This window comes from Jannaschia aquimarina (genome assembly GCF_000877395.1).
GTDB lineage: Bacteria > Pseudomonadota > Alphaproteobacteria > Rhodobacterales > Rhodobacteraceae > Jannaschia > Jannaschia aquimarina.
Window position 1 is genome coordinate 56834 of the sequence record NZ_JYFE01000023.1, and the last position, 19381, is coordinate 76214.

General features: G+C 63.9%; 15 protein-coding genes and 1 pseudogene. 7 read left to right on the forward strand and 9 right to left on the reverse strand.

The annotated features are described in order from the left end of the window. Positions 1–112 precede the first annotated feature (112 nt). The gene (locus jaqu_RS06120) at positions 113–1129 is read left to right on the forward strand and encodes a glycosyltransferase family 2 protein (RefSeq protein WP_084629455.1); all 1017 of its coding nucleotides are present in this window, start codon (positions 113–115) and stop codon (positions 1127–1129) included. A gap of 105 nt (positions 1130–1234) precedes the next feature. Next, positions 1235–1624, forward strand: coding sequence for a GtrA family protein (locus jaqu_RS06125; RefSeq protein WP_043918065.1), 390 nt, complete (start codon positions 1235–1237; stop codon positions 1622–1624). Here the strand turns inward: jaqu_RS06125 and jaqu_RS06130 are convergent. Next, positions 1606–3228, reverse strand: coding sequence for a DUF6798 domain-containing protein (locus jaqu_RS06130; RefSeq protein ID WP_043918066.1), 1623 nt, complete (start codon positions 3226–3228; stop codon positions 1606–1608). The genes jaqu_RS06125 and jaqu_RS06130 overlap by 19 nt on opposite strands. A gap of 61 nt (positions 3229–3289) precedes the next feature. On the opposite strand from jaqu_RS06130, the gene jaqu_RS22210 reads away from it, so the two are divergent. Beyond that, positions 3290–3424: a hypothetical protein gene (locus tag jaqu_RS22210; RefSeq protein ID WP_269078982.1), complete on the forward strand. Its 135-nt coding sequence runs from the start codon at positions 3290–3292 to the stop codon at positions 3422–3424. On the opposite strand, the gene jaqu_RS06135 is transcribed toward jaqu_RS22210, so the two are convergent. From jaqu_RS06135 to jaqu_RS06165, 7 genes are all read right to left on the reverse strand, one after another. Continuing rightward, the gene (locus jaqu_RS06135; protein ID WP_043918067.1) at positions 3421–6546 is read right to left on the reverse strand and encodes an alpha-mannosidase; all 3126 of its coding nucleotides are present in this window, start codon (positions 6544–6546) and stop codon (positions 3421–3423) included. The genes jaqu_RS22210 and jaqu_RS06135 overlap by 4 nt on opposite strands. Positions 6547–6552: 6 nt before the next feature. Further along, the gene (locus tag jaqu_RS06140; RefSeq protein ID WP_043918068.1) at positions 6553–8295 is read right to left on the reverse strand and encodes an ABC transporter ATP-binding protein; all 1743 of its coding nucleotides are present in this window, start codon (positions 8293–8295) and stop codon (positions 6553–6555) included. A gap of 11 nt (positions 8296–8306) precedes the next feature. Continuing rightward, positions 8307–9257, reverse strand: coding sequence for an ABC transporter permease (locus jaqu_RS06145; protein WP_236687803.1), 951 nt, complete (start codon positions 9255–9257; stop codon positions 8307–8309). Positions 9258–9260: 3 nt separating this feature from the next. Then, complete coding sequence (locus tag jaqu_RS06150) at positions 9261–10268, reverse strand: ABC transporter permease (RefSeq protein ID WP_043918069.1); 1008 nt, start codon at positions 10266–10268, stop codon at positions 9261–9263. Positions 10269–10362: 94 nt separating this feature from the next. Next, complete coding sequence (locus jaqu_RS06155; RefSeq protein ID WP_043918070.1) at positions 10363–12102, reverse strand: ABC transporter substrate-binding protein; 1740 nt, start codon at positions 12100–12102, stop codon at positions 10363–10365. Between the two features lie 65 nt (positions 12103–12167). After that, on the reverse strand, positions 12168–12848 hold the full coding sequence (locus jaqu_RS06160) for an MBL fold metallo-hydrolase (RefSeq protein WP_043918071.1): 681 nt from the start codon (positions 12846–12848) through the stop codon (positions 12168–12170). 35 nt (positions 12849–12883) lie between these two features. Next, positions 12884–13717 carry a phytanoyl-CoA dioxygenase family protein gene (locus tag jaqu_RS06165; RefSeq protein ID WP_043918072.1) on the reverse strand — a complete coding sequence of 278 codons (834 nt, stop codon included), beginning with the start codon at positions 13715–13717 and terminating at the stop codon, positions 12884–12886. A gap of 152 nt (positions 13718–13869) precedes the next feature. Between jaqu_RS06165 and jaqu_RS06170 the strand changes: the two genes are divergently transcribed. Further along, complete coding sequence (locus tag jaqu_RS06170) at positions 13870–14715, forward strand: helix-turn-helix transcriptional regulator (protein ID WP_161793832.1); 846 nt, start codon at positions 13870–13872, stop codon at positions 14713–14715. Between the two features lie 18 nt (positions 14716–14733). Here the strand turns inward: jaqu_RS06170 and jaqu_RS06175 are convergent, their stop codons facing one another. After that, positions 14734–15381, reverse strand: a complete 648-nt coding sequence (locus jaqu_RS06175; RefSeq protein WP_052500806.1) for a TetR/AcrR family transcriptional regulator — start codon at positions 15379–15381, stop codon at positions 14734–14736. 106 nt (positions 15382–15487) lie between these two features. Here jaqu_RS06175 and jaqu_RS06180 point away from each other — a divergent pair, with 106 nt between their 5' ends. The 3 genes and pseudogenes from jaqu_RS06180 (at position 15488) to jaqu_RS22375 (ending at position 19270) form a co-directional block, all read left to right on the forward strand. Beyond that, positions 15488–17725 (forward strand): VIT and vWA domain-containing protein, encoded by a 2238-nt coding sequence (locus jaqu_RS06180; protein WP_052500807.1) that lies wholly within the window; start codon positions 15488–15490, stop codon positions 17723–17725. Then, complete coding sequence (rrtA, locus tag jaqu_RS20515) at positions 17722–18390, forward strand: rhombosortase (RefSeq protein ID WP_052500808.1); 669 nt, start codon at positions 17722–17724, stop codon at positions 18388–18390. The genes jaqu_RS06180 and rrtA overlap by 4 nt, the downstream gene beginning before the upstream one ends. Further along, positions 18371–19270 (forward strand): annotated as a pseudogene (locus jaqu_RS22375) (alpha/beta fold hydrolase). Before rrtA ends, jaqu_RS22375 begins: the two are co-directional and overlap by 20 nt. The last annotated feature ends 111 nt before the right edge of the window (positions 19271–19381 follow it).

Here is a 19381-nt window from a genome sequence, read left to right on the forward strand (position 1 = left end):
CGCGCCGGACGATCTGACGGCGGAAATGTCACAGCTCCGCCGCACTTCGGCCGACTTGGAGAGGCAACCTGCGGCAGTCGTAAGCTGGGCAGTACGTATCCAAGGGGCAGAAATGGCCAAGATCGAACAGATCCTTCCGGCAGTTCGGGTGCCTTCCGCCTCGAGAGTGCGCGAGATTCGAAAGGTCTCGCTGATCGTCCCGGTACTCAACGAGCAGGACGCCATCGCCGCCTTCCTCGACCGGATCGAAGAAGTGATGGCACCGCTTGCCAAGGAGTACGTCTACAGCGTGATCTTCGTGAACGACGGAAGCACTGACGCGACTGAATTCGCCATCCGGAGCAGAATGCAAAGTGACGGCCGTATCAGTCTCATCAATCTGTCACGGAACTTCGGCAAGGAAGCGGCCCTGTCTGCCGGCCTCGATCATGCGGACGGCGACGCATGCATACCTATCGACGTCGATCTTCAGGACCCGCCCGAACTCCTCCCGCAAATGCTGGGTCACTGGAAGAAAGGCGCCCTCGTGGTAAACGCGCGACGCACGTGCCGCGCGACCGATACCTGGATGAAGAGAGCGACAGCCGGCAGTTTCTACAAGATCTTCAACGCAATGGCCGATCAGCGGATCCCTCCGGATGTCGGCGATTTCCGCCTTCTGGATCGACAGGTCGTCGATGTCCTGCGCGGCATGGGGGAACGGGTCCGCTTCAACAAGGCGCTCTTCAGTTGGGTCGGATTCGAGACTGCCGAAGTGACTTTCGAACGCCCCAGGCGCGAGAGCGGCACAAGCGCATGGAACTACTGGCGCCTGTGGAACTTCGCGTTGGACGGGATTTTTAGCTCGTCGACGGCTCCCCTGCGGATCTGGACCTATGCAGGTGCCGTCCTGGCGTCCCTGTCTTTTCTCTACGCAGGCTTCGTTCTGCTTCAGACACTGATCGTCGGCGTCGACGTGCCCGGCTACGCATCGACCCTGATCTTGATCCTTCTGTTCGGCGGACTGAACCTTTTCGCCATAGGGATCATCGGAGAATATGTCGGCCGCATCTATTCGGAGGTCCGGGAGCGGCCGCTCTACGTTCTGCGATCGGTCCATATGACTGAGAAGGCCGCGACCGATGACTAGCCGGTACGAATGTCTCTACCGCATGAACCCCAGCCGACATTCCACCAGACTTGAAGTGCGGCGAGGCAAGCGCGTCGTTTTTCGACAGAGAACGAAAGCGGCGCGATGATCGGCCAATTGGCTCGCTTTGCCGGCATCGGACTGCTTGCCACGCTGACCCATGTGTCGGTTGCGCTGCTTGCTTCGTCACTCATCGGCTTCGGCCCTCAGGCGGCAAACTTCGCCGGGTTCCTCTCCGCGGTGGCGCTCTCCTATTTCGGACATGGCCGCATCACCTTTCGAGCGGAGATGGTTCACGAATTCCACGGACCTCGCTTTCTTGTCGCTTCGATGAGTGCCCTGTTGCTCTCAACGGCCTTGACCCAGATTCTGACCGTCTGGCTCGGAGCGCATCTGGCAGTGGCAATGGCCGCGGTTGGCGTGGTCGTCCCGGCTGCGAGCTTTTTGCTCTACAGGTTCTGGGTCTTTCCTCAGGATCAGGCCACAGGCCCGTAGATCGCCAGGGTCTCCGTCTGGATTGCACTCGGCAGTCCATCGCATTGGGGTGCGGCCTCGCCAGCGACGAGCGGGCGAACGTAATACTCCGCTCCGACCTCGTTCAGGATGTCTTCCATATACTCGCAGGTCGCCGCACGACGGGTCGCTTCGTCCCAAGCCTGAGCACCCAACCAGCCCTCCAAAGTCTCGACGTCCGGAGCAGGTCGCGTCACCTGGTCGATGCGCGTGCGTGTCAGCGCCGCTTGTTCGGGCTGGGCGACCGAGAAGAGCTTGAAATCGACATAGGCGCTCCGCTGGGCGTAGTGGCGAAACTCCATCAGGCTGACGGGGATCACGAACAGCGCGTCGACCGGCGTCTCTGTCCGGATCCGCTCCAGGGCAATGCGGCTCGATTCCGGCAGGGGTGGAGGCAGAGGGCGCGCCGGAAACAGCAACACGAGCGATGTGGCGAGGCCGATTGCGAGAAGTTGTCGAGCACGAACGACTCGATCCAAAAAGATCATGCCGATCCCAAGCGCAAGCAGCAGCATCCCGGCTGGCACACCGTTCAAAACAGCGAGCGCGGCAAGCAGGGCGACCATCGCAAGGGCCACCGGCTCCCGTAGCCGGTCATGGACGGCGGCAATCGCAAAGACGGGCCCCAGAACAAAGCCCAACGAGCTGGACCGGGTCGCATCGAGGATGAAGAAACCGACCCAATCCGTGATCTGCCACTTGTAGACAATTAGGGTGACCAGATGCAGCGCCGTCAGGGCGGCCATCGCTCCGACGGCGAACCGCCCCCCCGCGCGTCCGGTGCGAAGCATCAATGCGGCTCCGGCCCAGCCCGCCAGAAGATACAGGGATGTGAGCCCGATATGAGACCAGGGCGGGTCATAATGCGCTGGCGAACGGAATCGGTATGCATCCTGGATCAGATCGATCTGCGTATTCGCATCAGAGGTCGCGATCATCGATCCGAGGATCGGAATGGCCGCCGGTATGGCGACACCGATCGCTGCCGCAGCCATCGGCAGCGTATCGCCCGGCCTCTGGAACAGGGCACCCAGACCGACGATCGCAGCGCCGTGAAATGCCGTCATGGGTTGGGCGTAGGCGGCCACCCCAAGCAGGATGCCAGCCAGCCAGACCCGCCGGGCCAAGGCCATCGCGACGGCTCCGAGGACCAAGGCCAGTGCAACATTGTGGTGATGGAAGAACGGCGAGATCAATCCACCGAAATGCCCCCGCCCCAACCCGGGAAGCGCAACGACGACGCCCAGGCCCACGACAACCGGCAAGGCCCATGCAGGTGCACCCAGCCGGCGCAGGATGGCCAGAACGGCAACGGCAACCGCCCCTGCCAAAACCCAGACCGCGATCCGAAAGACCGGCTCGACCCCCGGTCCCCAGAGACCCAATCGATAGATCGCCTCGTAGACCAGTGCATGGTTCGAGAACATGCGCAGTTGCTCGTCACGCGGAAACAGCGATGGGTCGAGGCGGATCTCGGTCAGAGGCGCATAGGCGAAATCATCTCCGAACGGGAACGGTGCGTACCCGATGAAGCTGTGCGCCAACAGGCCCAGCGCCAAAGCGAAAAGGATCCCCTGCCAGTTCATAGGTCCCGTCGGTCATCCCCGTCAGGCGGTTCTGACGCGCTCGCCGCAGAGCATCAAGCTGATGGCATTCGAAATCCCGAACCGTGGCAAGCGAGCCGCCGAACGGCGGCTTCGGGACACGTGGCCTAAGCTCAGCGACCACGGAGATACCTACGACCGTCGCACCTCCGCCGCCGAAATCCTTCCCATGACCTAGAGCCGCAGCCTAAGCGTCAGGATTTCGTAGTTTCGCAGGGACACGGCAGCCTCGCCCTTCGTTAGCGTAATCGGTTCGCTCTCCGTCTCCAGTAGGCCGCAGCGCTCTACGCTTCTGACGGCCGGATCGAAGCGAAGCGTGACCGGCCCGTTCGTGTTGTGAGCCTCGTACAACCGTACGATTATTCCCTCACCATCCTCGGCCGGCTTGATCGTTTCGATCACGATACGCTGGCTTTCGCATTCTACGATCGAACCGCGTGAACCAGCCCCGTCACCCGATCCGGCATAAACGCGCGGCTGAAGATTCAACGCATAGGCCTCGCGGCGGACGTCCACGCGCGTGTCTCCTTCGTGAGGCAAGAGCGCGTAGGTAAAGCGATGATGCCCCTGATCCGCCGTGTTATCTGGCATCGTGGCCGACTTGATGAGCGAAAGCCGAAGGACATCGCCGCGGACGTCGTAGCCGTACTTGCAATCGTTCAGAAGCGCGACGCCGTAGTCACCTTCGCTCAGATCGGCCCATTTCTGGGCAGGCACTTCGAATTGCGCGGCGTCCCAACTGGTGTTGCGGTGCCCGGGCCGGTCGATCTGCCCCCACTGGATGTCGAACTCCGCACGAGAGGCACGGACGGAGACGGGGAAGGCCGCCTTGAGAAGGAGATGTGTCTCGTGCCAATCGACATCCGTGTCGAAATCGATCCGCGCCGAATGGCGGGTCAGGCTGATGCGCTGCGTCAGGCGTGACTGGCGGAATGCACGCGTCAACTGGATCGTCGCGCGCAGTGGACCGGTTTCCACGACGTCCATCTCGTTGAGCGCGGTCACGACCTCACCGCGATCCTCGAAGAAGATGTCGATGTCCCAGGCGTCCCAACTGATGGGCCGATCCTCGAAGAGCTCCAGCTTGTTCCCGAGAGCACCGTCCTTGAGGACCTCGCGCCCCCTGCGCTTGTCCAGGATTGAGGTGATCATCCCATGGTCACCAAAAGTGACGCGCAGGACCGCGTTCTCCAGAATCGCACCGCCGTCGGGCGTCCGCATCGCGGTCGCGCCCTGCGGTTCCGTCGCTGGACCCGATGACGGGTAGAGTGGCCGCGTGGAAAGCGGAACGCCGGCAGGAAGCTCGACGAGAACGCCGTCTTCGATTGACTGCATGGGTAAGGACCCGCCGCCGGCTTCCGCCACCGGCCCCGCCCCATTCGGGAGCTTGACGAGCCGCGCCCCCGGCAGAGGGGCCGTGTCCAGCACCAAGTAGGCCGCGTCCTGCGGGGCGATCGCCTTGGCCGCACGGTCCAGCACAGCCTCGACCGATTGCGTGATGCGAGCGAAGTCTCGTCTAGCATCCTCGAAGACGACGGGGACAGAGGTGCCGGTCAGGATATCGTGGAACTGCATCATGCAGAGCAGCCGCCATTCTTCCGTGAGATCTTCGGGTTCGCGGCCGCCCATCATCGCCAGCGACATCGCAAGTTCCGCGTCGTGGAGCAGCACTTCCGTCTTGCGGTTGGCACGCTTGATCCAGCCGTTCCCGGTCAGAACGCCGCGATGCCCTTCGAGGTAGAACTCGCCTTGCCAGGTCGGGAGTGCGGGCGCTTCTTCTTCGAGACGCTCGAAGTAACGGCGGACGGTGGATTGTACGACCCGCGGCGCGCCCGGCATCATCTCGTAGGATTTTGCCCTGCGGATCAATTCGTCCGTCGGGCCTCCGCCGCCGTCGCCGTAGCCATAGGCAATCAGCAATTCGCGAACGCGATCCTTCATCGTGTTCCGGGACCAGGTTCCGACCACCTCGCCGGCAGTCAGGTCGGACTTGTAGTTGGTCGGGAACGGCAGATGCTGAACAGTGCGGGGTGTCGTCAGAAACTGCGCCAGCACGCGGGATCCATCGATCCCCTCCCACCAAGTCGTCGACGCCGGCATCTGGTTGTACTGGTTCCAGTTCACCTTGTTGGTGACGAACCAGCGCAGCCCGGCCTGAACCATCAGTTGTGGCAGACAGGCCGGAAAGCCGAACGTGTCGGGCAACCAGAGAACCGGAGCTTCCGCGCCCGGGCCGAAAGTCTCGTCGCAGTACCGGCGGGCGAGCAAAAGCTGCCGGACCAGGGCCTCGGCGCCCGGCATGTTGGCATCGGGCTCGACCCACATGCCCCCCAGGATCTCCCAGCGGCCCTCGGCCACCCGTTTGCGGATCCCCTCGAAGATCTCGGGATAGTCCTCTTGCGTCCATGCATAGAGCTGGGGCTGCGAATGGGAGAAGTGGAACGCGTCGTACTTCTCCATCAGCCGGAGGACGTTGGAATATGTGCGTGCGTTCTTCTGGCGGATCTGAGCCGTCGGCCAGAGGTAGGCCACGTCCATGTGGGCGTGACCTGCCGCATGGAGCGTGACGTCGAGAGGCGGCCCGGCCCGGCTGAGACCCTCTTTCAACTTCTGCGTCGCGGGCAGAATGGACGCGCGAAATGCGTCCTCCATGGGATCGCGGGTATCCAGAACGAGAAACGCGGAATCGAGCGCCGACAGGATCGCGTGTTTTTCCGGCCGGTTGTCATTCATCTGCGCCGACAGGTCGAGCGCGGTCTCGGCCAGCATGATCAGATCCTGAAGGTCGCAATCGACGTCGATCACCGCGCATTCACGCAGGAAGAGTTGTGAGCGGTCGCGTGGATCGGGCGGCCAGCTTGTCAGGCCTGTCCAGCCGTGAAGGAGCACCTCGTGCGATTGCCCATCGACGAAGCGCCGCGGGATTTCGATCGTATGGTGATAGCGATCCGCGGACGCGATCGTAGTGCCGTCGATGTGCAGCAATCCTTCCGGATGGGTGAAGATGTCGCCGGCGACGCCGAGCGGAAAATGCAGTGCCGCATCCTGCCAATCCGCCGGCACGGCGAATTGCGACCGCAGGACGAAATGCAGGTTCTGCCCCCCCCAATAGCTTTGCCAGTCAAGGATTTCGCCAGGCGCCTCCCTGGCGGAAACAGACAAGTGGGGCGCGACGGTCGCGTCGGGGAGTTCTTCCAGACGAAACCGATCTATGGGGCGCCGCTGCTTTGCGATGAGGGGTCTGATCAGGCGCAGGCGTTGCGCGATCTTCTCGGCGGTCAGACGCTGTCGGTGAGACATCGGGGATCAGTCCACCCCCAGAGAAAACCCGGGGATCGTACTCCTCAGGATCATCTCGTGCCGGCCGTCGATCCGCGCCAGCTCTGCGAGCCCGGCCTCCGCATCCTCGGACGAGCCCCAGTCCCGGTCGAGATCCGGCCACGGGATCGAGGAGATGAGCAGCTTCGTATACGCGTGTTGCGGATCGCCGATCACGTCCTTTGGAGGTCCGGCCTCGACCACATGCCCCTTGTACAGGACCATCACATAGTCCGAGACATGATACGCCGTCGCGAGGTCATGGGTGATGTAGACGATCGAGATCCCGTGCTGGTCCTTCAGGTCATGGATGTTTTTCAGGATCGTCGCCCGAAGCGACGCGTCGACCATCGAGACCGGCTCGTCCGCGATCAGCAGCTTGGGACTTAGCATCAGGGCGCGGGCCACGATGAGGCGCTGCCTTTGTCCACCAGACAATTGGTGCGGATAACGCCCCAGCACGGTTTCGGGGGCGAGACCGACCGCACGGCACGCATCCTCCATCGCCTGTTGAACGTGCGCAGGTCCCTCGGAGAGGCCGAACCGCTCGAAAGGAAACTTGAGTGCGTGGTTGACCCGGTAGAAGGGATTGAAGCAGGCATAGGGGTCCTGAAAGACCGCCTGCACGTCCTTGCGGAAGGCCAGCGCCTCGGGTGCGGATTGCCGGTTGATGTCGTGACCCTTGAATAGAACTGCCCCGGTTGACGGCTCGTTGAAGCCCAGCATCAGGCTGCCCATCGTCGACTTTCCGGATCCCGACTGCCCGACGATCGAGATGATCTTGGGCTCCTCGCCATCGAGAGAGAAGCTCATCGGATGCAGAGCCGTCACCGCGCCGTACGTCTTGGACACGCTGCGCAGTTCGAGCAGCGGCGTTCCGTCTTCGGTCGCGTAGCCTTTGGCCGGGGTCGCGGGCTTCGGGTCCAGAAAGCTCTCGCCCCCCACAAGCGGAACCGAAGAGATCAGTTCACGCGTGTAGGGGTGCTGCGGGTCTTCGATGATCTGGCGGACCGGCCCGAACTCGACCAACTCGCCCTTCTTCAGGACGCCGATCTCATCGACCGATTGGGCCATCAGGCCCATGTCGTGCCCGATCAGGATCAGACCGGCACCGATCTTCCCCTGCACGTCCCGCAGGGTCTGCATCACGTGGCGCTGCGTGATGACGTCCAGTGCCGAAGTCGGCTCGTCGGCGATGATGAGATCCGGATCGAGGCAGACCCCGATTGCGATGCAGACCCGCTGCTTCATGCCTCCGGACAATTCATGCGGGTAGAGTTGCCCCACGATATCGGGATCGAGGCCCACGCTTTCCAGCGCGCGGTTCGAGCGCTGCCGCAGCTCTTCCTCCGCCATCGCACCTTCATGCGCGACGATCCCGTCCCAGATCTGGTTCTCGATCCGCATCACCGGGTTCAGCGAGTTCATCGCCCCCTGAGGAATGTAGCTGATTCGGGACAGACGCACGTTGCGCATGTCTTCATCGGACAGCTTGAGCAGGTTGCTCTCCGGCAAGGAGTGCAAGTGGATCTCGCCGCCAGAAACGAAGCCCGGGGAGGCCAGCATCCGCATCGCTGACAGGGCTGTCGTCGTCTTGCCGGACCCGCTTTCGCCGATAAAGCCGATGCGGCGGCCCTCTCCGATCGACAAGGATACATCGGTCACCGCATGGACGATGCCGGTCGAGGTCGGGAAGTCGATGGAGACGTTCTTGAAGTCCAGAATGGTCATCGCGCGTCCTGTCACAAGCGCCGTAGGCGCGGGTTCGACACTTCATCGAGCCCGAGGTTCACCAGCAGAAGCCCGATGAACATCACCGCCAGCAACAGCGTCGGGATGCCCCACCACCACCACAGGTTCTGGATCAGCGCGCCCGAGTTGATCGCATCGTAGATCACCCGTCCCAACGTCGGGATGCGTTGGGGACCGAGACCCAGGACCTCCAGTCCCACAGCCGTCACGATGGATGTCGTGACATTCGCGATGAAGGATCCGAAGAGGTAGGGTACGAGGTTCGGCAGCATCTCGCGGAACATGATGTGCCACGTCGATGCGCCGGACAGGCGGGCCATCTGCACATAGCCCGACTCGCGCATCGACAGGACCTGCGCACGGATCAGCCGGGTGGGCGATTGCCAGACGAAGCACGCGATCAGGATCGCCATGATCGTCAGCGAGATGTCTCCGTAGGCCGCCTGAAAGACGACGAGGATCAGAAGCGGCGGGATCGTGATCATCACGTCCGACCCGACCCGGATCACGTCGTCGGTCCGGCCACCGATGAAGCCTGCCGAGAAGCCGAGGAAGATGCCGATGGACATCCCGATCAACGACGCCAGCACACCCACATAGAGCGAGTTCGGCGCCCCGACGATCAGCAGGGCGAGAATGTCCTTTCCGGTGACGTCGGTTCCCAGCGGATGCGCCCAGGATCCGACCTGCCCGCGCAGGTTCTCAATCCCCACCGGGGCCTGTCGCGGCAGACCGGAGCCGGTGAAGACCATCTCTGTATCCCAGAAGATCCGACCGAGGATACCCAAAGCCACGATCCCCAGCAGCAGGCCGAGGCCCCATAGCAGCTTTGGGTTCAACCACGGATTCTCGAACCGCTTCATCCGGCGCAGCTGCGCACGGGAAAGGCCCGTCATGTCCGGTGCGGCAGTCTCGGGCGCGGCGGCATTCCTGTCTTCCATCGCTCAGGCTCCGTGCCGGATGCGGGGATCGACCAGCGGATAGACCAGGTCGACGAGGAAGACCGAAACGGCCGTCATCAGGATGATCACGAACGACACGCCTTGGATCACCGGATAATCCTGCGTGAGGATCGCGTCGTAGAGCAGCTTTCCCATCCCCGGATAGGCGAATATGCGCTCTACCAGGACCTGCCCCGCCACGAGCATCCCGATCTTGAGGGCGAAGGCCGTGATCTGCGGGAGGATCGCGTTGCGGATCATGTAGCGGTAGAGGATGTAGCGCGGACGCAGGCCCTTGGCCTTGGCGAGCGTCGTGTAGTCCTCGCCCTGCACCCCGATCATCAGCCCGCGCATCCCCAGCGCCCAGAACCCGAACGTCACGACGACGATGGAAAGCGCCGGCAGGAAGCCGTGATAGAGGACCGAGGCCGCGAAATCGAAGGTCCAGCTCGGCTCGACATTCAGGCCGTATGGCCCGGAAAGGGGAAACCACCGAAGCTGTGTCGAGAATATGTACATCAACAGCAGACCGGAAAGGATCGGGGGAACCGAGGTGAAGACCATCGCCGCCGGGATCGCGACTTTCCAGATCCGGGGTGTGTGTTCCCACACCATCAGCGCGCCAAGCAGGTTGCCGATCAGGAAGGTGATGACCAGCGAGATCAGCATCAGGCCGATGGTCCAGGGCAATGCGTTGCCGATCATCGCCGCCACGGGGGTCGGGAAGCTGGCGGTCGACAGGCCGAAATCGAAGGTCAGCGTGTTCCAGACATAGAGAAGGTATTGCATCGACAAAGGCTGATCGAGGCCGAAACTCTCGCGCAGCTGCGCCAGGATCTGGTCCGCATTCTCGACCGACCCGCCGCCCGAAGCCATCCGCCCCAATGCCGCCGAAGCCGGATCGAGCCCGGAGAGGCGCGGAATGATCCAGATGAGCGTCGCGGCGATCACCACGGTCAGGACGAGCGTCGTGATCCGATTCGCAAGGTAGCCTGCCGGTATGCGTCCCATTGCGGACCTCCTCCCCGCGCTCCCTCTGGGTGCCATGGGCCGCTGATCTCGGCGGCCCATGGCGGGTTTGTTCGGGCGCCGTCGCGCCGGGGCGCTATTCGGCCTTGGTCAGGTTGTGGATGATCTGATGTCCCGAATTCCAATGGAAGAACGGGTGGTTGTAGTAGTTGTCATCCGACGGCCACCCCTCCCAGTACGTGGTGCTGAAGGGCATCAGCTTGAACGCCTGAACCAGTGGGATGAAGGGCATCTCCGCGTCCAGATGCTGGTACGCATCGGCCACCATTCCCGGGATCGCCTCATCGCCCAGCGGCATGGATGCCATCTGGTTGACGATCTCCGAGTAGGCTGACGCCGCATCGCTGTCCCAGCGCGAGGTGTTGTTGAAGCCAGGCGACCGCTCACCGACCGGGACGACGTCTTGAACCGTGTAGCGTCCCATCGACGCCCAGGGTTCGTTGACCGACCCGCAGGACAGCCAGGAATAGGACATCGTGTACGCCCCGAACGGCAGCACCTCGCCCCAGAAGACCGAGTTCTCGACCGGCACGGAGCGGGCGTCGATCCCGGCCCGCTGAAGCTGTTCGACGACCATGTCGATCGTCCGCGTGTATTCGGTCGATGCCGAATTCACGTGGATTTCCACCGACAGGGTCTCGCCGTCCTTCTCGTAGTAATCGCCGTTGCGGGTCCAGCCTTCGGCCTCGATCAACGCTTGGCCGGCGGCCACGTCGGCGGTTTCGGGCAACCCGTAGCCGGCTTCCACCACAGCGTCGATGAAAGGCGCCATCGAGCCGTAATCGGCGAACATGGTCCGGCTGGGCGTCGTCGCGCCCTCGGCGGCTATGTTCACGATCTGGGTCCGGTCGATGATGCTGGCAACGGCGCGGCGCATGTTGGGATTGTCCCAGGGCGCGACGGTCGTGTTGATCTCGAGCTGGCGTGCGCAAGGATCGGCGACGGCATACGGATAGTCCGCATACCAGGCGATGACGTTCGGGTTCTGCGCCCGGATCGCTTCGAACGTGCCCACCGACAGGTTCTGCGCGGCGTCGAGCTGGTCCGTCGCGATCAGCTGTGCCCGGCTCTCCTCGCCGCCCGACTCGAGGAAGACGACGCGGAGCGGTTCCGGCAGATCCCGGAAACCGGTCTCCGCGCCCCACCAATCGTCATTCCGGTCCCAGATCGCGCGGTTCGATGCGGCACTGGTGAAGGTATAGGGGCCGGTCCCGATCGGCGGGTTGAAGGTAAAGGTCGCCGGGTTCTCGGCCTGGCTCCAGATATGCTCTGGCATGATCAGGAACGAGCCGAAGATCCGAACGCCGAAATTTTCCACGACGAAGCGCGGGTTGGGTTCGTTCAGCGTGACGCGGACGGTCAGGTCATCGACCTTCTCCACGCTCTGGACCTGGCTGCGCAGCGTGGCGACCTCACGGGCGTTGAGTTCTTCGTTCTCGAGCGCCATCTGGATCGAAAAGACCACATCGTCGGCATTGAAAGCCTCGCCATCCGACCAGGTCACACCCTCGCGCAGCGAGATCGTGAATTCGGTCGAGTCCGCGTTGCCCTCGGCGCCGGTGGCGAGCCACGGATCGAGTTCACCCGTCCCGTAGTTCAGGATGAAGAGCGGTTCCCACATCACCTGATGAGCCCCCTGCATCCGCCGGATGCCGGTTCCGTCTGTCATCCAGTTGAAGTTCTCCGGATCCTGGATCGTGCGGTCCAGGTCGAAGATCACCGTGTCTTCCCGCGCGACATCCTGCGCGAGGGCCGGTCCGTAAAGCACCATCGCCGCCGCGGTCGCAGCCGCGAGCAGTCTTTTCCTATCAATCATTTTGTTCCTCCCTGTCTTCACACTCTACCTTCGGCGCGCCTCAAGCCGCCCGTCGGCACACGGTGTCACCTAACGTAATCGAGCACCAGCACGCGCGTCTCCTCCGGAATGTCCGAGCGGCCGATCTCGACGGTGTGGGCGCAGGCGAAATCGACATCCGCGTCGTCGAAGTGACCAAGGAAGCTCTCGATCCACATCGTGTTGCGGGGCCGATAGGTCAGCGTCCGGAAATGCATCGGCACGACCAGCTTCGGCCCGACCGCACGGATCATCTTCATCAGGTCGGGCAGTTCGATAGTCAGATAGCCCCCCGCCAAGGCCAGCAGCACGTCACACTCCTCGAAGAAAGCGATCTGCGCATCGGTGAGCGGATTTCCCACATCGCCCATATGCGCAATGCGCAGACCGTCGAGTTCGAAGCGGTACATGCCGTTCTGGCCCGGCACTTCATGTTCCGGATGGTGGTCCCATTCGGCCGCCTCGATCGCGCTGACAGTCAGGCCGTCCGCCTCTGCCGTGCCGCCCTGCTGCGCCACATGCAGCGCATTGATCACGACCGGATTGCCGGGGACCAGATCGGCCCGGCAATGTGCGTCGTCGTCGTCGGAAGAAATGATGACGACATCCGACGCCTCGCGGATCGGCGGATAGCCCACGCCTTCGGGCGTGTAGGGATCCGTAGTGACGGAGAAGCCATTCGCGTCCGAAAGGCGGAACGCCGCATGGCCGAACCAGGTCAGGCGCATGTCGCGGGCCCCATCGCTTGAGACGAAGACGTCATTCAGTTGTTCCCGACGACATGCGGGCTGGAGGTCTTGCGGATATCATCGTTGTCCGGGCGCGGATGGTGGCGCCAATGCCCGTCGGGATCCGATCCGCGCGCAATGATGGCCTCGACCCCGCGCGCCCAGTCCAGATCGACAATACGCACCTCCGGCGGACAGTATCTCAAGGTCAGTCCGCACCGCCTTCGGTCCGACAGGTTCGGTCCCGATCCATGTACGAGCATGTCCGCATGCATCGAGATCTGGCCCGCTCTCAGATCGTTGACCACCGGCGCGCCGAACCGCTCTGCATCCGCAATTCCCTTGTGAAATACCGATCCCGCCCCGGCATCGGATGTACCGATCGCCCCCTTGTCGTGGGCTCCGGGAATGAACTGCATGGCGGCATTCGCTTCGTCGGCCTCGTCGATCGCCAGCCAGACGGTCACCGTTCGCGCGGGCGTAAGCTTCCAGAACGAGGCGTCTTGGTGCCAGGGAACATGCCTTGGATCGCCTGCCGCTTTCGACAGAACCGCACTGGCCCAGCAGATGATGTTCCCGCCGATGATATCCTGCACATGATCCAGGATCTTCGGATTGGTGGCGATGTCCCATAGACCGGACAGCCGGGCCTGGTAGCAATTGATCCCGTAGCTTCCGTTCTCACCAAGGTCGTCCATGAGCCGGTCGAGATAGCTGCGGATCGTCCTGATCTCGTCCTGATCGAAGATCTCGAAGGGCGCGACATAGCCGTGGCGATTGTAATGATCGATCTGGCCTGCGGAGAGCAGGCGCCCCGGCCCAGCCGGTACGGGGCGGAACCGCAGATCGAGATCCACATCCGTTTCCATGACGAAAGCTGCCTCCTCCAAGCGTCGACCAGACTAGAACCGGCCCGACCGGCTGGTGAGAGACATGCTTGACAAAAAAATGTACGGATTTGACGTTCTCCGAAAGGAAGGTTCTCAGCGCGGCCCCGCCTATCATGCGTCTCCCTCAGAAGATGTTCAGGATTGACGCCTATCTCGGCGCATCCGACGCCTTTCACTTCGTGCGCAAGACGCTGTCCGACGCGCCGCCCGTGCTCGAGCACAATCACGACTTTTTCGAACTCCTGCTGGTGGAGCACGGGCATCTGCACCACTGGATCAACGGCGTAGAGGAAGTGCTCGGCCGCGGGCATCTGGTCTTTCTGAGGCCGACCGACAGTCACGCGCTCCAGGCGGTCGTCGGGACCAACGCGCAGATCCTGAACGTCATGTTCCGGCGCGAGACGGCGGCGCATCTCGAAACACGCTACGCAGAGGATTTCTCCGGACGGTTTTTCTGGAAATCCGGTCAGATGCCGGCGACACTGCGCTTGCAGGGCCCTCGCCTGGAAAGGGCGGTCAACGCGTTGCTGAACCTCCAGACCAGCCGGAGGAGCCTCGCGCGGATCGAGCACTTCCTTTTGTCCGTGATGACGCATGTGCTGGATGCAAGCCACGCCGCCGATGAACGGATCCCGGCCTGGCTCTTGGCGGCCTGCCGCGCGACCGCAGAGCCGAGGGTGTTTCGTCAGGGCGCGGCGGGGTTTCTGAAGGCGGCCGGCCGCAGCCATGAGCATGTCTGCAGGCAGACAAGACGCCATCTGGGCCTCAGTCCGACACAGTATGTGAACCGCATCAGGATCCAGCATGCGGCCATGCTGCTCGCCGGGACGGACCGGCCGCTTCTCGAAATCGCGGCCGATTGCGGGTTCGAGAACCTCAGCTACTTCCACCGTCTGTTTCGACAGCAATATGGAACCACCCCGGGAAGCTATCGCCACCGCCACGGACGGGAGCCGCTGGCGTCCGAAACCGCATAGCCCCCGCTCAGCCAGGTCTCAGTCCCGAACGCCCCACAGGTATCGCGTGACGAGGGCCGTCACCGCTTCGTCCAGGTCCGGCAGCCCCAGAAGCTGCGCCCGTCCTGTCACCGACAGGGAGACGAGGCCATGCACCGCACCCCAGAGGATCCGCGCCTCCGCCTTGCGCTCCTGCCCCAGAGAAGCGGTGACCCGGTCGTCCAGGCGGCTCAGCAACGCGGCGACCCGCTCATCGTTGGGATTCGTCCCGCGCTCTCCGACGGGACCTTCGAAGACGGCGCTCCAGAGATTGGGCTGATCGCTGACAAAGCCGGCATAGGCCCGGGCCAGCGCGGTCAGATCCTCTTGCGGGTCCTCGGCCCGAGGCACGGCGTCCAAGGCATCCGCCAGCCTGTCGAAGGTCCTCGCGTTGACCGCGGCCATCACGTTGTCGATCGACCCGAACAGATTGATGGGCGTGCCCAGCGCGACGCCCGCTTCATCCGCGAGGCGCCTCGCTTTCAAGGTTGCGATCCCCTCGTCGGCGACGATCCGTTCCGCCGCATCGACAATGGCCTGTCGCTTCGCGTCCGGCGCACGGCGGGCAGTGGCGCCGGTCCTCCCCCCGTCGTCCCGATCGGCAGGCAAAGCGTCCCCGTCGGCCGAATGTCTGGTGCCTGTGCTCATGGTCGACCTCTGACGCCACGGGATTTCGATGTCTACAACCTGTCTCTTGAACATTGTTCACGACCTTGCTATCTCCAATTTGTTGAACGTTGTTCAGGAGCGAGAAATGACACGCACTGCCCTCTTCGCAACCTCCGCTTTCGTCAGCGCAATGGCCGCGGCGACGGTGATGGCCCCATCCCCCGTCGAGGCCGCTGGCCTTCTGACCCCCGCAGGCAGCACCCAGTCGCTGACCCTCGCGGATCACGAAGTGACCGTCGTGCTGGAGGACGGATACGCCATCACGACGATCGAGCAGCGCTTCGCCAATCCCGGCGCATTCGCGGCAGAAGCGCATTACTCGTTTCCCGTTCCGGACAAGGCCGCCGTGTCCGAGTTCACCTACTGGATCGACGGCAAGCCCGTGGTCGGCGAAGTCGTCGAGCGCGAGCGTGGCCGACAGATCTACGAGGGGGAACGCGCCGCAGGTCGCGAAGCCGCCATTGCCGAGCAGGACGCGCATTACGCCTTCGACATGCGCGTCACGCCTGTTCCCGCCGGCGGCGACGTCATGGTGAGGCTGACATACATTCAGCCCGCCCGGCTCGAGGGCGGCATCGGCCGATATGCCTATCCGCTCGAACGGCAGAGCACGAACGAGGACCGCATCGCGTTCTGGGACATGACCGAAACGGTCGCGGGCCGCTTCGCGTTCGAGATGGATCTTCGAACCGACTACCCGATCGAGGCAGTGCGCCTGCCGGCCCATCCCGACGCGCGGACAGAACGGACTGCGGACGGCTGGCGCATCTCGCTGGGCGACGGGCGCAACGTCCTGGGTCTTCCCGCGCCGCTATCCGACGGCACGGCGCCCGAACTGACGGATGCCGCCTTCGACCCGGCGGCAGATGCCGAATGGGCTACGCTCGGCGGCGAGGAGATCGCGCTCGACGGCGCTCCGGCGACCGAGAACGCCGCCGAGATAGAGAACTCCGCCCTGCAAGCCCGTCGAACCGCGCCTTCGGCCGCAACCAGGTTGGATACGGATATCGTCCTCTATTGGCGGCAAGCTGCAGACCAGCCGGCGCGCGTCGACCTCGTCCCCTACAAGGCCGAGGCCGGCGAACGCGGAACCTTCATGCTGACCTTGACCCCCGGCATGGATCTCGGACCGATCGAGGGCGGACGGGATTTCGCCTTCGTTCTGGACGTTTCCGGCTCCATGGACGGAAAGATCGCGACCCTCGGCGAAGGCGTGGCCCGTGCCCTCGCCAGCCTGACGCCGGAGGATCGCTTCTCCATCTCGACCTTCAACGACGGCGCCAAGGATCTGACCGGTGGTTTGATCCAGGCCACGCCGGACGCCATCGCCCGGTGGAGCCAGACGGCCCGCACTCTGCCCCCCGGTGGAGGCACCAACCTCTATGCCGGCCTCGACATGGGTCTACGGGGGCTCGATGCGGATCGGACCGGCGCAGTTGTCCTCGTCACGGATGGCGAGGCGAATGTCGGCGTAACGGAGACGCAGAAATTCATGGACCTCGTTCGGGGTCAGGACGTCCGGCTCTTCACCGCCGTCATGGGGAACGGGGCCAACCGTCCCTTGCTCGAACCGATGACCCGCTTGTCGGGCGGCACGTCGGTCGCGGTCTCCAACTCCGATGACATCCAGGGCGTCTTGGTCGAAGCCGCAAGCAAGGTGGGTTTCGAGGCGCTCAACGGCCTGAACGTGGCGCTGGATCCGGTCGATGGCGACGTGCGCATCGCCGACATCGAAGCGGAGGACATCCGCACTCTCTATCGCGGCGAGCAACTCTCGCTGCTGGGGCACTACTGGGGCGCAGGCGACGTGCGTGTTACCCTGACCGGAGAGATCGCGGGCGAGGCAGTCAGCTACACCACGACCCTGCCGCTGCCGGAAACCGCCCTTCGCAATCCCGAGATCGAACGGCTGTGGGCCTTTCAGGCGATCGAGACCCGGATGGAGCGCATGGCGCTTCTCGGCGAAGACGCAGACGCGAACTCGGCCGTCATCGACCTCTCGGTCGAGAACGGCGTCTTGACCCCGCTGACGGCGATGATCGCTCTGCGCGAGGAACGGTTCGAGGAACTTGGCATCGAACGCAGGAACCGAGACCGGGTAGAGATCGAAACCGCCGCGGCCGAGCAGCGGGCCAGCGCGCCGGTCCGGACCACGCGGGTCGATACCGGTCAGCCCATGTTCCAAGCGCCGGCCCCGACAGCGACGCGGAGCAGTGGCGGCAGCGGCGGCTCGGGCAATATCGGTCTGCTCGGCATGGTTCTTGCCGGCCTCGCCGGGCTTGCCGGCGGCTTGGGCCGCCGCCGCTCCGGGGACCGCTCGTGACCGTGCGCTCCGTCATCCGTCGCATCGCGGGGGCGGCCAGCGCCGCCCCCGCGACCGTGGCCCTGGTGCTGACGCTACTTCTGGTCCATGCATTCACCGGAACGGATAGGCAGGCGTTCGACACCATGGTCCACAGCGACCACGGGCTTGCTTCGGGTGAAGTCTGGCGTCTGATCTCGGCGCATCTGATCCATCTCGACCCCGGTCATCTTATTCCGAACGTCGTGGGACTCGTCGCCCTCGGCCTTCCTCTCGAAAGACGGATCGGAACGGGACCGATACTGGCGCTCGCCCTCGTGTCCAGTGGCGCGATCTCCCTTGGCGTGGTCATGGACCCATCCGTCGACCGCTATTGTGGTCTGTCCGGCGTCCTGAATACGTTCTTCGCCGCGCTTTGCCTGACAGGGATCGCGCGAGGTCCGCGGCTGTTCTGGACGGTCCTGCTGACCGCCGGCCTGGCCAAGATCGCTTGGGAAATGGGGCACCCGCCCCTCATGCAATCCGGCCTGTCCTGGCCACCTCACGTCATCAGCCATCTTGTCGGCTATCTTGTGGGCGCGATGGGCGGCGCGATGCTGATCGGCGCGCAAGCACCCACGCCCGGCCATCGCCAGCCACGTCATCCAGATCCCCAAGGACATGGCCATGCCACGGTCAATCGCTGACGCATCGCGACCCGCGGTCGTCCTTCTGCATGGCGGCCCGGGCGGCGGCACGTCCGCGCGGCTGCCGCGCCTCTTCGACCCCGACCGCTGGCACATCGTGACGACCGATCAGCGGGGCGCCGGACGGTCGCGTCCGCATGCGGGCGAAGACCTGAGCGCGCTCCATGCCAACACCACGGACCATCTCGTCTCCGACCTCGAGCGCCTGCGGTCCCTTTTGGGGATCGATCGATGGACGGTCTAAGGGGCCTCTTGGGGCACGACGCTCGCGCAGGCCTATGCTCATGCCCACAAGGACCGTGTCGCCGGCCTGATCCTCGCCGCCGTTACTACGACGGGCCGGTCCGAACTAGACCAGCTCTACGGCGGCGCGGGCATGTTCCTCCCCGAGGCGTTCGAGGCGTTCCAAGCGGGCGCCCCGGAAGGCGCGCCGGGCGTCGGCATGGCGGAGGCCTATGCGCCGCGCCTTGCGAGCGATGCACCGCGCGTCGCCTTCGACGCCGCGCGAGCTTGGTGCCGGTGGGAGGAGGCCGTGCTGCAAGTCGACCCGCGCGCCGAGCCGTCGGGACGCTTCGAGGACCCCACCTTCCGCCTCGGCTTCGCGCGCGTCGTGACGCACTACTTCCGGCATCTGGCGTGGCTCGACCCGCCGCTTCTGGACCGCGCCGCTGACCTTGCGGGTCTTCCGGTAACGCTCATCAACAGCCGGCTCGACCTGTCATGCCCGCTCTCGACCGCGTGGTCGCTGCATCGGGCGATCCCAGGATCGGCGCTGAAGATCATCCCCGGATCGTTGCACGGAACCCTCTATGGGCCACTCGCAGACGCGATCGTGGAAGCGGGCGGCGCTCATGCCGACGTCCTTGAGGGTCGCTCGTAGACGACCGTTTCGTAGGGTGCAGATCATGAACGCGCTCGCGGCCGTTCCGGACGGGTCTCATCGGGTGACGCCGACCGAACCGACCCTGACGAAACAGGGCTGACCTGTCTT

Bases quoted from the DNA above. Each gene is read 5' to 3' on its own strand.
- jaqu_RS06120 (WP_084629455.1), top strand. From the start codon at position 113: ATGGCCAAGATCGAACAGATCCTTCCGGCAGTTCGGGTGCCTTCCGCC.
- jaqu_RS06125 (WP_043918065.1), top strand. From the start codon at position 1,235: ATGATCGGCCAATTGGCTCGCTTTGCCGGCATCGGACTGCTTGCCACG.
- jaqu_RS06130 (WP_043918066.1), bottom strand. From the start codon at position 3,228: ATGAACTGGCAGGGGATCCTTTTCGCTTTGGCGCTGGGCCTGTTGGCG.
- jaqu_RS22210 (WP_269078982.1), top strand. From the start codon at position 3,290: ATGGCATTCGAAATCCCGAACCGTGGCAAGCGAGCCGCCGAACGGCGG.
- jaqu_RS06135 (WP_043918067.1), bottom strand. From the start codon at position 6,546: ATGTCTCACCGACAGCGTCTGACCGCCGAGAAGATCGCGCAACGCCTG.
- jaqu_RS06140 (WP_043918068.1), bottom strand. From the start codon at position 8,295: ATGACCATTCTGGACTTCAAGAACGTCTCCATCGACTTCCCGACCTCG.
- jaqu_RS06145 (WP_236687803.1), bottom strand. From the start codon at position 9,257: ATGGAAGACAGGAATGCCGCCGCGCCCGAGACTGCCGCACCGGACATG.
- jaqu_RS06150 (WP_043918069.1), bottom strand. From the start codon at position 10,268: ATGGGACGCATACCGGCAGGCTACCTTGCGAATCGGATCACGACGCTC.
- jaqu_RS06155 (WP_043918070.1), bottom strand. From the start codon at position 12,102: ATGATTGATAGGAAAAGACTGCTCGCGGCTGCGACCGCGGCGGCGATG.
- jaqu_RS06160 (WP_043918071.1), bottom strand. From the start codon at position 12,848: ATGCGCCTGACCTGGTTCGGCCATGCGGCGTTCCGCCTTTCGGACGCG.
- jaqu_RS06165 (WP_043918072.1), bottom strand. From the start codon at position 13,717: ATGGAAACGGATGTGGATCTCGATCTGCGGTTCCGCCCCGTACCGGCT.
- jaqu_RS06170 (WP_161793832.1), top strand. From the start codon at position 13,870: ATGTTCAGGATTGACGCCTATCTCGGCGCATCCGACGCCTTTCACTTC.
- jaqu_RS06175 (WP_052500806.1), bottom strand. From the start codon at position 15,381: ATGAGCACAGGCACCAGACATTCGGCCGACGGGGACGCTTTGCCTGCC.
- jaqu_RS06180 (WP_052500807.1), top strand. From the start codon at position 15,488: ATGACACGCACTGCCCTCTTCGCAACCTCCGCTTTCGTCAGCGCAATG.